This window comes from Devosia sp. CAU 1758 (assembly GCF_054482695.1).
Genome location: NZ_JBTLRJ010000002.1, coordinates 579136 through 591650, shown reverse-complemented (window position 1 = coordinate 591650; position 12515 = coordinate 579136). Strand labels below are relative to the sequence as shown.

Sequence of the window (12515 nt, the reverse complement as noted above, 5' to 3'; positions counted from 1 at the left end):
GGAAAATAAGAACAATGAGCAATTTCGACGCCCTCGTTGCCAAGCTGCGCGAAATCTTCCAGATCGACCGCCCTGACCTTGATTTCGGCGTCTATCGCATCCTCAACGCCCGCGCGGGCGAGATTGAGGATTACCTGTCCCAGCGCCTGAAGGCACGGGTGGCCGAGGCGCTTGCCGCCGGGGCCGCGGCAAATATCGAAACACTCATCACCGACATCGCAAAGGCCGAAAAGGCAGCCGTGGAAGCGGGTATCAGCTCCGACCAGTCGCCTAAGGTCCAACAACTCCGAGCCCAGCTCGCCGCCGCCAGCGCAGGCGCGTCCGAGCATGAAAACCAGGTATTCTCGCACCTGCTGACCTTCTTCTCGCGCTATTATGATAAAGGCGATTTCATCAGCCAGCGCCGCTACAAGGGCGACACCTATGCCATCCCCTATTCCGGGGAGGAGGTCGTGCTGCACTGGGCTAACCGCGACCAGTATTACACCAAGTCTGGCGAGTCCTTTTCGAACTTCAGCTTCAAGCTGGATGATGGCCGCGCCGTTCACTTCCGACTTGTCGCTGCCGACACGGCCAAGGACAACCGCAAGGAAAACGACAAGGAACGCCGCTTCGTGCTGGCCACTGCCCGCACCGTCACCCGCACGGATGAGGATGGCGAGACGGTCGAGGAAACCATCCAGCCGGTAGCCGAAGAAGACGGCACACTGGTGATCCGCTTCGACTATACCCCGCAGCCGAAGGGCACCAAGCAAGAGGTCTTGGTCGATCAGGCCGTGGCGGCGGTCCTGGACGATGAAGCGGTCAAGGCGCGCTGGTTGGCGCTAACCACCCGCGCACCAACGGAAAAGAACCCCAAGCGCACGCTGCTGGAAAAGCACCTGACGACCTACACCCAGAAGAACACCGCCGATTACTTCATCCACAAGGATCTGGGCGGCTTCCTTCGGCGGGAACTGGATTTCTTCATCAAGAACGAGGTGATGAACCTCGACGATGTGCAGGGGGCCGAGGCCTTTGCCGCCATCGAGAAAAACCTGCGGATGATCCAGTGCCTGCGGGCCATCGCGCTGGACCTGATCACCTTTCTGGCCAGCATCGAGTCTTTCCAGAAGAAGCTGTGGCTGAAGAAGAAATTCGTCGTGGCGGCGCAGTATTGCGTGACGCTCGACCGGGTGGCGGCGGAGCTTTACCCTTCCATCGCGGCGAACCCCGCGCAATGGGCGCAGTGGCATGATCTGGGGATGCGGAGCTCTGCGGCGCCGGGGACGGTGGAGGATCTGAAGGCCGCGCCCTTCCTTATGGTGGACACCGCGCTGTTCGATGCGGAGTTCCGGGCCGATCTGCTGAAAGCGATTCCCGATCTGGATGCCAGCCTAGACGGGCTGCTGGTGCATGGGGACAATTTTCAGGCGCTAACCTTGCTAGAGCGGCGATATGCCGAAAGTGTCAAATGCGTTTATCTTGACCCGCCTTACAATACAAACGTGAGTGCAATTCCCTACAAGAACAACTATAGGCACTCATCTTGGGCATCCATGATGGAGAACCGCCTAAGAAAAATTCGTAATCTGATGAAAGAGAACTCTGCCTGCTTTGTCAGCATCGACAAAACAGAGAGAGACACCCTTCTTGCGGCTATGGATGCGGTCTTTGGCGATGAGAATCGGGTTTCTGAATTAATCTGGATTCAGAATACAAATGATGGAAGGGCAAAGACTTTCTCCACCAACCACGAGTATGTTGAGGTATATGCGAAATCACTTCAAATCACTGAGTCTGATTTCAATATGTTCCGTGAACCAAAGCCAGGCTTCACTGAAGTTATGGAATTGGTTCAGCAGCTAAACGCGGAATACGCCTCCCCTGCCGAAGCCCAGGCAAAGATCCGGGAGCTTTATCGGGATCATCAAAAAAAGCTTAAAGCTGAGATCGAAGCTGATGGCCTCGATTGGGAGGAAGAAAAACGCAACGACCCCTGGAAGGGAGTGTACCAGTACAAATTTTGTGAGTATCGAGACGCGGATGGAGATTACTGCGATTACAGTCTGGCAGAGAAGATAGCGGCCAAACTTTGGGTCTATCGTGAGAGCGATTGGACCATCATGGAGTCAGACCAGAAGCAATCCTCCACAACTAAAGACTCTAGTCACCCGAACTATCGGTATTACCAGCCGATTCATCCGGTCACCGAAAAGCCGGTTGCCATGCCTTCGCGTGGATGGAAGGGTACATTCAAAGTGGATCCAGAGTATCCAGGGCGCAATTCCTGGGAGTCGCTAACTGCCGATCACCGAATTGCATTTGGAGAAGACGAGACTAAGGTTCCGCAACAGAAGAGGTTTCTGCACGAAGTTGAGACGAATGTTGCAAAGACAATTTTCGTAGACTACTCCGATGGAGAGAAGGAAACCACAAATCTCTTTGGAGCAAAGGGCGTTTTCTTAGCCCCGAAGCACACAAACTTCGTAGCACGCTTCGTCAATATGACAACAAGTAAGCGCGACTTAATCGTTGACGCGTTCGGCGGCTCGGGAAGTACGGGTGGCGCGGTAATTACTTCAAACCGGCTTGATGGCGGCAGTCGACGCTACCTTCTATGCGAAACAAATGCATATTTGGAAACAACGATAGTCCCGCGGCTCAAGAAGACTGTATATTCGTCCGTCTGGCGTGGCGGCAAACCTAGCGCCCCCGAAACCGGCATCAGCCATGCTTTGAAAGTGCTCAAGATCGAGGGCTATGAGGACACGCTGAACAACCTTGACCTGAAGCGGTCGGCCGCGCAGGCCAGCCTTTTGGAAGGCTTCAGCGCCGACAAGCGCGACGATTACCTGATGCACTACATGCTGGATGTCGAGGCGAAGGGATCGCTCCTATCCGTCCAGGATTTCCGCAATCCCTTCGACTACACGCTCAAGGTCGCTGTCGACAGCGCTGGGGCCTGGGAGGAACGCGAGGTCGATCTGGTCGAGACCTTCAACTACCTGATCGGCCTGACCGTCCGCAGCATCGACATCCAGCTTCGCCAAGGCTTCGTCACGGTCGAGGGCTGGCTGCCCACGGGTGAAAAGACCCTGATCCTGTGGCGAGACTGCGAGAAGATCGGCTACGAGGAGCTGACGCGCCTCTGCGACAAGCTAGCGATCAACCCGGCCGACAGCGAATACGATGTGGTCTACATCAACGGCGATCACAACATCCCCTCGGTGGTGGAAACGACCGAGGAAGAGGGCAGCGTCATCAAGAAGCTGATGCTGCGCCAGATCGAACCCGCCTTCCTGGACGCCATGTTCAACGTGGATGACGTCTGATGGCGCGGACACCAAAGAAGAGGCGCACGTTCCATCAGGAGCTGGTGCTGAACCGCTGGATGCTCAGCCATTTCCACGGCGACGGCCTGATGACGCTGAAGGCACGGTTGGGCGAGGACCGGCACCAGGGCATCGACGACGACGGCCAGACCAAGTTCTTCCACGAGCTGACGCGCAACCTGTTCAACATGGACCAGGTGAGCGGGGTCGAGTTGCGCCGCTATGACCTGAACATCGTCGCCCACTGGCAGAAGATCACCCATCGTCGCAACGCCGCCACCGGCGAAGTGCTGACGATGAAGTACTTCCAGTACCTGTCGCTCTTGTTCACTGAGATCTACCTCGACTGGTATTTCAGCCGGCGGCAGGACCTGCTGGACGGCCTGAATGCCCAGATGGCTGAGTATCGGGCAGAAGATGGGGCGGAGGATTTCAAGGACTACACCGCCGACGATCTGAACAAGCTCGCCTTCTGGAACGCGACCGGCAGTGGCAAGACGCTGATCCTGCATGTCAACATCCTTCAATACCTCCACTACTTCCAGGCGGGCAACGCCAACGTATTTCCTGACCGGGTCATTCTGCTAACTCCAAACGAAGGATTGTCGCGCCAGCATTTGGAGGAATTCCACGAGTCCGGCATGAACGCCCATGCCTTCGACAAGAACCAAACCGGTTCACTGTTCAAGGGCTGGGTGGACGTGATCGAGGTCACGAAGCTGGCCGACGAGATGGGCGACAAGACGGTCGCCACTGGCGCGTTCGAGGGCAACAACCTGGTTCTAGTTGACGAAGGCCACCGCGGCACCGGCAGCGCGGGCGGCGTCTGGATGGCGCGGCGCGCGGCGCTGGTGAAGGGCGGGTTTGCATTCGAATACAGTGCGACCTTCAGCCAGTCGGTCGCCAAAGGATCGACCGTCACAAGGGCCGAGGACGACATCCTTAAGGCAAAGGCTAAGCGGCTGTTCGACAAGACGCTGAAGCAGTTGGACGACACGGAACGCGCGCAGTTGCAGCTGACGGCTGAAGATCGGGCCCGGGCCCGGATTGAAGGCATCCGCGAGGCCTACGCCAAAGCCGTGCTGATCGACTACAGCTACAAGTACTTCTATGCCGACGGGTACGGGAAGGAATCCCTGATCCTGAACCTGGACGACAAGGGTTACGACAAGCACGGCGACCTGTATTTCACGGCCTGCCTGCTCAGCTTCTACCAGCAGATTTGGCTTTGGGACACGCAACGCGACAAGATTAGGGATTTCAACATTGAAAAGCCCCTGTGGGTCTTCGTAGGCAACACAGTGGCCGGGGAGGACAGCGACATCCTTGAGGTCATCAAATTCCTCGCATGGTTCCTGAACCATCCCAGCGAGGCTACGACGTGGATCTCAGACCTCGTCGCTGACAAGGCGCGGCTGCTGGACCCGAAGGGTAACGACATCTTCGCTGGACGTTTCCTGCCCCTGATGCAGCGGGATGCCACGACGATCTATGACGACATTCTGAAACGGCTTTTCAATGCCGATGCCCGTCAGCGTCTAAAGCTGGTGAACCTGCGCAACAGCAAAGGCGAGCTGGCACTGAGGATAGGATCGTTCGATCCCTTCGGCCTGATCAACATTGGCGACGACTCTGGGTTCTTCAAGAATGCTGAGGACAACGGCGATTTCGACACGGAAGCAGACGACTTCGGAACCGGCCTTTTTGGAACGATCAACCAGAAGGACAGCAAGCTGAATGTCCTGATCGGGTCGCGGAAATTCACTGAAGGGTGGTCGAGCTGGAGGGTGTCGACGATGGGCCTGCTCAACATGGGGCAAGGCGAGGGGTCGCAGATCATTCAGTTGTTCGGCCGCGGCGTCCGCCTTAAAGGACGCGGCATGTCACTGAAGCGCTCCCTTCCCGCCGAACGTCCCAAAGGCACGCACATGGAACGCCTTGAGACCCTGAACATCTTCGGCGTCCGCGCGAACTATATGGCCACCTTCAAGGACTACCTGAAGGAGGAGGGCATCACGCCGAGTGACGAGATCATTCAGCTCGACTTCCCGACCAGGACGAACCTGCCGTCCGGGACTCGGCTCAAGACGCTCAAGCTGAAAGACGGCTATAAAGACAACCAGGTCAGGGGCTTCAAGCGCGTCCACTTTCCGACGCTGTACGATGTTCCAATCGAGTTCTCTGGCAAGATCAAGCCTCCGCACGTCGTGCTCGACCTCTATCCTCGGGTCGAAGCGATTACGACCACGGCAAATGCAGCAACGAGCGCACCGGATAAGCGAAATCGCGGCAAACTTAGCAAAGCGGCAATCGCTTGCTTCGATTGGGAAACGCTATTCACCGCCATTCAAGAATACAAGCTCCTGAAGAGCTGGAGTAATCTGAAGGTTGACCATGAGCGACTCTCGCAATTCTGCCTTGGCTCGGACAGCTGGTACACCCTGCTGATCCCCCAAGCAGAACTTGGCGTTGACACCTTTGCAGATGTGCTGCGCCAGCAGGACATCATGCTTCAGTTGCTCATCGACTACACTGATCGGTTCTATCAAGGACTGAAGGCGGCTTATGAGGGAGAGTTCTACGATGTCGCACCAGTGACAGAGGACTCTGGTTCAATCATCAAGCTCTACCAGTTCGAGATCGAAAACACTGATGTCGGCCTTGAGTACAAGGCAAAACTTGACGCTCTCTCCGCCCTCGTCGCGTCGGGAAACCTTGGCGAAGCCAGCAAGTGGAACGCTCCTCATATGGTAGCCATCAGCTTCGGCCAGCACCTGTATTATCCTCTGCTTTCACCCATTAAAGATGCAGTCGTTCCACTCAAGATGCGACCACTAGCGCTCGGTGAACCCAGCGAGGTGCAGTTCGTCGATGACGTAATGGCGTTCTATGACTCGCCTTCAGGGAAGGAGAAGCTGCAAGGCTTTAGCCTCTACCTGCTGCGTAATGCTGACAATCGTGCCAAGGGGCTTGGCTTTGCTTTGGCGGGGAATTTTTATCCTGACTTCCTACTGTGGCTGGTGGATGATAAGAGCGGCAAACAATGGCTGTCATTCATCGATCCAAAGGGCATCCGCAACCTGAACCTGTCCGACCCAAAGTTCGGCTTGTATAAAGAAATCAAGCAGATCGAGAAGCAACTGGGCGATGGGATGATCGTCCTCAATTCCTTCATTCTTTCGGTTACACCGTTGAGCGACCTGGTAAACGCGATGGGCATAACCAAATCAGATTTAGAGGGACGGAATGTCCTTTTCATGCAGGATGGTGGGCCAACGTACATTGACAAGCTGATTGCCAAGGCACTCGCTTGATACTTACCTCTCAAAATGAAGTGCGTGACTTGACGTCTGCGCCTGAGATCCAAAGCCCAGGCTAGAAGCTGCCTTCCAGCCTGCTCGCTACATCATCAGGCACCACATCCGAATAGTACATCTCGATCATTTTGACCGAGGTTCGCATGTTGATGGCCAGCGTGTAGATGTCCGTGCCCTTGCGAAGCTGGTTCGTCGCATAGGTGTGCCGGAAGCTGTATGCCGTCCGCACACGACCAAAGGCGTCTGCCTTTAAGCCGGTAGCCTCCAGAAGGCTGTTGAGGCTCTTCTTGTAACTTTGGGCGCGCTCGCCATCGAGGTTCACAAAAACGGCGTCAGTGGGGCCCGGATCGCGGCCAAACTGGGACTTGAATGCATCCCAGAGCGCAATGAACCCTCCCAGCGCCTCGACGTTCGGAACGAGCCGTTGAGGTGCTTTGCCCTTCCCGTAGGCCACAATACGGATACGACCATCCTTGATCGCCGTCTTTCGGGCAACCTCAAGGCCCTCGACATTGGCCCAGGACAGATTGTGCAACTCCGTCGGTCGCATTCCTGTATGTATGGCTATCTGCACAAACCCCCAAAGCATCACGCGCTCGAAACGGGTTTTTGCGTCCACCATCCGCTGGGGCTCGTCGGGTTTCCCGACAAACGCGATACGGTTCATCGCTTCGGTCAGCAGAGTGGCGACTTCCGCCTCAGTGAACGAAGGACGCTTGTTCTTGGGAGCCATGGCCAATTCCGGTGCAGGGATATCAGCCGCTTTAATGTGGCCAAGCGTGACCGCCTGTTTGAACACATTCCGTAGAGTTACGGCCTCGCGCCGGAGTGTGGATAGTGCCGGCTCGATATGCTGAACCGGCCGAGAAAACTGCTTTCCATCTCGCTCGTATTTGATCGCGTATTCGTCCTTACCCGGCCCGGTGGTCCAGTACTGACGACGCCATTCCAGGTACTCTTGCACTTTGGCGTGGCCGATCGACGTTATCGTCTTCTTCCCGAAATATGGGACTAGATATCGATCGATGATGCCCTTGTCGTGAAAGTACTTGGTGTCCTGCTTCGGGTCGGTAGCCCTGAGCCTATCGAGCCGATCAAGGTATTGCTGGGCGAGTTTGCTGAAGGAAGTTTTCCCCTGTAAAACGCCTGCCTCAGCTGACCAAACCGCCTTCTGGTACTCTCGCTCGGCTAGCACGCGCGCTAGCTCGAAGTCGGGCGTCTTCAACCCGATCCGCTTTTGGCCGTGGCCCGTGATTGAAAACCGCATCCACCAGTTTGGGCTGTCCTTTCGCTGGAACAGCTCATAGGGGCGTTTGTCGATGGCATTCATGCTGGCACCCTTCGACTTTATGCGGTGTGTCGATGTGCTAGGGCCGTGCTAACACGGGCACAAACTACCCGCTAAGTCCTTGAAATTTATGAACGGGCAAATGACGTGCTACCCGTGTGCTAGCGGTAAAGCCGATGGGTTGCACTTTCAACCGAAGGGCTAACTAACTGAAATCTTTGGGAAAACTGGTGCTGCCGGACAGGATTGAACTGTCGGCCTCTCCCTTACCAAGGGAGTGCTCTACCACTGAGCTACGGCAGCATCTGGGGGCGCACCAGGGAAAAGCAGGTTCCACTTTCCAGTGACAGGGCGCGACCACTCTGGCCGCTGCACTCGGTCGGAACCGACGCGGCGACGGGGGCTCCTTTGCCATAGTGCCTCCCTCGACGCAAGGCCAAAAACAGCCTATCAAGCGCCCGGATGGAATCGATGGGCCGGCAAGGCGATGGGCAAAGCGGAGCAGAGTGCCGCGCGTGAGCAAAGATTGGCCGCAAAGCTGCGGGAAAATCTCAGGCGTCGGAAAGATCAGGCCAGGGCGCGCTCTACAGTGAGCGACGCTCAATCTGATCCCTCGGTTCCCGAAACGGACACGGACAAGAAACCGTAAACCTTTTTCGGGAGATTCTATTGGTATCGTGCAGGAAGCCGTCTCCCGGCTTTGCCTGTGGCTGATGCGCAAGGGAGCCGCAAGGTTCCCGTCACCCTTTCCAGAGTGTGGCTGGTCTGGCCCAAGCGGCAACGAAGACCTCGCCTACCTCCCACCAGGTAGCAGGCCCGTCATGGGTCAATTCTGAGGACTTCTTTATGGATCGTATTCGTTTGGTCGGTGGCAATGAGCTCATTGGCGAGATCCCGATTTCGGGCGCCAAGAACGCCGCTCTGCCGCTGATGATTGCCGCGCTGCTCACCGATGAGCCGCTGGTGCTGCACAATGTGCCGCGTCTGGCCGACGTCAAGCAGCTCGAGCGCATTCTCGAAAATCACGGCGTCGATATCGCCGTGCATGGCCGCCGGCGCGGCGAGGAAGAAGGCGTGGGACAGCGTATGACCTTCCATGCAGCCGATATCGTCGACACCACCGCTCCCTATGATCTGGTCTCCAAGATGCGCGCCAGCTTCTGGGTCATCGGTCCTTTGCTGGCCCGCTGCCACGAGGCCCGCGTGTCGCTGCCCGGCGGTTGCGCCATCGGCACGAGGCCTGTTGATCTGTTCCTTTATGGCTTGAAGGCATTGGGGGCCGAGATCGATATCGACGAGGGCTATGTCATTGCCCGCGCCCCCAAGGGTGGTCTCATCGGTGCCACGGTGAATTTCCCCAAGGTCTCGGTGGGCGCGACTCATACGATCCTAATGGCGGCCACGCTCGCGCGCGGCACCACGGTGATCGAAAATGCCGCCCAGGAACCCGAAATCACCAATGTCGCCGAATGCCTGGTCGCCATGGGCGCCAGGATTTCCGGCATCGGCACCCGGACGCTGACCATCGAGGGGGTCGAAAAGCTCCATGGCGCCACGGTGGAAGTGATCCCCGACCGTATCGAGACCGGCACCTTCGCCATGGCCGCGGCAATGACCGGGGGCGACGTGCTCTTGAAGGGCGCCCGGCCCGAGCATCTGCAGTCCGCGCTCGACATCTTGGCCCAGACAGGAACCGAGATATCGAGCGAGGCCAATGGCCTGCGCGTGCGCCGCAATGGCAATGGCATCAGGCCGGTGGATGTCGAGACCGACCCGTTCCCCGGCTTCCCCACCGATCTGCAGGCCCAGTTCATGGCGCTCATGACCATGAGCGGCGGCATCAGCCAAATTCGCGAGACCATTTTCGAGAACCGCTACATGCATGTGGCGGAACTGGCGCGTTTCGGCGCCGACATCGCCGTCAATGGCCAGCACGCAACCATCACCGGCAAGCCTCAACTGAGGGGCGCCCAGGTCATGGCAACCGACCTGCGCGCCTCCGTATCGCTGGTCATCGCCGGGCTCGCCGCCAAGGGCGAAACCGTCGTCAACCGCATCTATCACCTCGATCGCGGCTTCGAGCGGTTGGAAGACAAGCTCAGCCGGTGTGGCGCCGAGATCGAGCGAGTTGCTGGCTGAGAGCCGTGCCGCAGGCAAAATCTCCCCAGTGGGGAGATTTTAGGGGATCAGGCCATGAGAGCTATGCTCGAATGGCGGGCAGCCATGTCGCTGGCCAATCGCTCCGGCTTGTGCAGGTTCCGCAGGGCAAATCAATCCGCCGGGTCGATTTGAGTGCGCGAGCCATGGGGGCTACGCCCAAGTGGCAGCGGCAAAAGGCACGAAGCCACGAGCGATGGATTGACTAGCGGGAGCATGAGATGACGCGACCCCACGGCACCTTTGTCTGGAACGACCTGCTCACCACCGATGTGGAGAAGGCCAGGGTCTTCTTCGCTCGCACTCTGGGCTGGACCTATGAGGACTTTTCCCTTGAGGGCCTTCCCTATTTCGTCATCCGCTCGGGCGAAGCCATGGTCGGTGGTCTGGGCGCCATCGAGCAGGGCGATGTCGAAACCACTCTTTCCTACTGGCTGGCCTTCATCGAAGTGTCCGATATCGACGAGCGTTTTGCGCTGGCCCTCGAAGCCGGCGCCACCGCCATCAGGCCGCCGCACGATATTCCCGATATCGGCCGGGTCTGTGTCTTGCGGGACCCCACCGGCGCGGCCATCGGCTGGATGCAGTCGCTATAGGCGGCCTCCCGCTTATCCACACGCGCATTGCCCCTTGCTCTGCAAACTTGTAGATCGGAAGCGTCGTGACCAGATAGGGTCAACGCCATCCCAAAGGGCCTCGCTCATGACCGATCTCAAGCTGATAGCGCTTGATACCGAAGACCTCGAAATTGTTTCAGCCCATGCGCAGGATGCGATCATCCGCGTCAACGACATGGGTTATGCCCGTCGCGACCAGCGTTTCGCGCTCTTGATGAACCGCTTCGACTGGGAAAGCGACAAGCCGCGATCGAGGGGAATTCGCAAGCGCTCAGCCCTTCATTTCAGCGGCGTCACCCATGCGGCCTTTGCCGGTTTCGATCCGGCCGCGCCCGAGGGCGTGGTGGAACTGCTTGCCATCGTCTTTGAGCCCGGCGAAGCCCCTTCCGGCGTTGTCGAACTGCGCTTTGCCGGTGGCGGCACTGTCCGCCTCGCCGTCGATTACCTCGAAGCCCGCCTCTCCGATCTTGGTGCCGCTTGGGCAGCTTCGGCCAAGCCCGTACACAACCTCGACTGAAAGCTTTCCATGTCCATCCGCCTCGATAGCGCCGAAGCCGATTTCGAACAGCGCTTCTCCGATCTGCTCGGCACCAAGCGGGAGTCCAGCCAGGACGTCAACGATACCGTCGCCGGGATCATTGCCGATGTGCGCGCCCGCGGCGACGCGGCTGTGGTGGAACTGACCAACAAATTTGATCGTACCAGCTTCACTATCGCCGATATCGCCTTCACCGCCGACGAAATCGCCGCTGCGGCGGCGCAGGTGTCGCCCGAAGTCCGGGCGGCGCTGCAGACCGCGCATGATCGCATCAAGTCTCATCACGAAAAGCAGAAGCCCGAGGACCACGTCTACACCGATGCGCTGGGCGTCACGCTCGGCTCGCGCTGGACGCCCGTTGATGCCGTCGGCATCTATGTCCCCGGGGGCCTTGCCTCCTATCCGTCCTCGGTGCTGATGAACGCCGTGCCCGCCCGCGTTGCCGGCGTTTCCCGCATTGCCATGGCCGTGCCGACGCCCGATGGCGAGATCAATCCCACCGTTCTTGCCGCCGCGCAGATTGCCGGCATCACCGAGATTTACCGCATTGGCGGCGCCCAGGCCGTGGCGGCGCTTGCCTATGGCACTGAGACGGTTCCCCGCGTCGATAAGGTCACCGGCCCCGGCAATGCCTATGTCGCCACCGCCAAGCGTCAGGTCTTCGGCCAGGTCGGCATCGACATGATTGCCGGCCCCTCCGAAATTCTTGTCATCGCCGATAGCTCCGCCAATCCCGCCTGGGTCGCCGCCGATCTCATCGCCCAGGCCGAGCATGGGGCAGGGGCCCAGTCCATCCTCGTCACCACCGACGCAAGGCTGGCCGACGCGGTCGAGGCCGAAATCGATCGCCAGCTCTCCCTTCTGCCCAAACAGGCGCTTGCCCGCGAGGGCTGGGACGAACTGGGCGCCATCATCACTGTGGCCTCCCTCGATGAGGCGGCGACCCTGGCCAATCGCATCGCCTCCGAACATGTCGAACTGGCAATCGACGATCCGCAATCCCTGCTGCCCGCCATCCGCCACGCCGGCGCAATCTTTCTCGGCCACCACACCCCCGAGGCCATTGGCGACTATGTCGGCGGCTCCAACCATGTGCTGCCCACGGCCCGCTCGGCGCGATTCGCCTCGGGCCTTGGCGTGCTCGATTTCATGAAACGCACCTCGCTGCTGGGGTGCACTCCGTCCTCGCTGTCGGCGCTGGCCCAGCCGGCCATCACGATCGCCGGGGTCGAGGATCTTGATGGCCATGGCCGGTCCATCTCCATCCGGCTCAATCGGTGAGCA

At 58.6% G+C, this 12515-nt stretch carries 7 protein-coding genes and 1 tRNA gene; 6 read left to right on the top strand and 2 right to left on the bottom strand.

What is annotated here, in order from left to right; all coding sequences use genetic code 11:
* The first annotated feature begins 14 nt into the window (after positions 1 to 14).
* Together ACXYMS_RS08890 and ACXYMS_RS08885 are read left to right on the top strand one after the other, a co-directional pair.
* Positions 15 to 3314: a site-specific DNA-methyltransferase gene (locus ACXYMS_RS08890; RefSeq protein ID WP_458905525.1), complete on the top strand. Its 3300-nt coding sequence runs from the start codon at positions 15 to 17 to the stop codon at positions 3312 to 3314.
* Complete coding sequence (locus tag ACXYMS_RS08885) at positions 3314 to 6628, top strand: DEAD/DEAH box helicase family protein (protein ID WP_458905524.1); 3315 nt, start codon at positions 3314 to 3316, stop codon at positions 6626 to 6628. Before ACXYMS_RS08890 ends, ACXYMS_RS08885 begins: the two co-directional genes overlap by 1 nt.
* A 61-nt stretch (positions 6629 to 6689) precedes the next feature.
* Here the strand turns inward: ACXYMS_RS08885 and ACXYMS_RS08880 are convergent, their stop codons facing one another.
* Positions 6690 to 7961, bottom strand: coding sequence for a tyrosine-type recombinase/integrase (locus ACXYMS_RS08880; protein ID WP_458905522.1), 1272 nt, complete (start codon positions 7959 to 7961; stop codon positions 6690 to 6692).
* 186 nt (positions 7962 to 8147) lie between these two features.
* Positions 8148 to 8222: transfer RNA gene (locus tag ACXYMS_RS08875), tRNA-Thr, on the bottom strand.
* 543 nt (positions 8223 to 8765) lie between these two features.
* On the opposite strand from ACXYMS_RS08875, the gene murA reads away from it, so the two are divergent.
* The 4 genes from murA to hisD all read left to right on the top strand — a co-directional run bounded on the left by murA (position 8766) and on the right by hisD (position 12512).
* On the top strand, positions 8766 to 10058 hold the full coding sequence (gene murA / locus ACXYMS_RS08870) for a UDP-N-acetylglucosamine 1-carboxyvinyltransferase (RefSeq protein ID WP_458905520.1): 1293 nt from the start codon (positions 8766 to 8768) through the stop codon (positions 10056 to 10058).
* 239 nt (positions 10059 to 10297) lie between these two features.
* Positions 10298 to 10672, top strand: coding sequence for a VOC family protein (locus tag ACXYMS_RS08865; protein WP_458905518.1), 375 nt, complete (start codon positions 10298 to 10300; stop codon positions 10670 to 10672).
* A 106-nt stretch (positions 10673 to 10778) separates the two neighbouring features.
* Complete coding sequence (locus tag ACXYMS_RS08860) at positions 10779 to 11210, top strand: DUF2948 family protein (protein WP_458905517.1); 432 nt, start codon at positions 10779 to 10781, stop codon at positions 11208 to 11210.
* A gap of 9 nt (positions 11211 to 11219) precedes the next feature.
* Entirely contained in the window at positions 11220 to 12512 is a 1293-nt protein-coding gene (hisD, locus tag ACXYMS_RS08855) for a histidinol dehydrogenase (RefSeq protein ID WP_458905515.1), read from the top strand.
* Positions 12513 to 12515 lie beyond the last annotated feature (3 nt).

Excerpts from the sequence above, each read along its gene's own strand:
- ACXYMS_RS08890 (WP_458905525.1), top strand. The coding sequence starts at position 15 with ATGAGCAATTTCGACGCCCTCGTTGCCAAGCTGCGCGAAATCTTCCAG.
- ACXYMS_RS08885 (WP_458905524.1), top strand. The coding sequence starts at position 3,314 with ATGGCGCGGACACCAAAGAAGAGGCGCACGTTCCATCAGGAGCTGGTG.
- ACXYMS_RS08880 (WP_458905522.1), bottom strand. The coding sequence starts at position 7,961 with ATGAATGCCATCGACAAACGCCCCTATGAGCTGTTCCAGCGAAAGGAC.
- murA (WP_458905520.1), top strand. The coding sequence starts at position 8,766 with ATGGATCGTATTCGTTTGGTCGGTGGCAATGAGCTCATTGGCGAGATC.
- ACXYMS_RS08865 (WP_458905518.1), top strand. The coding sequence starts at position 10,298 with ATGACGCGACCCCACGGCACCTTTGTCTGGAACGACCTGCTCACCACC.
- ACXYMS_RS08860 (WP_458905517.1), top strand. The coding sequence starts at position 10,779 with ATGACCGATCTCAAGCTGATAGCGCTTGATACCGAAGACCTCGAAATT.
- hisD (WP_458905515.1), top strand. The coding sequence starts at position 11,220 with ATGTCCATCCGCCTCGATAGCGCCGAAGCCGATTTCGAACAGCGCTTC.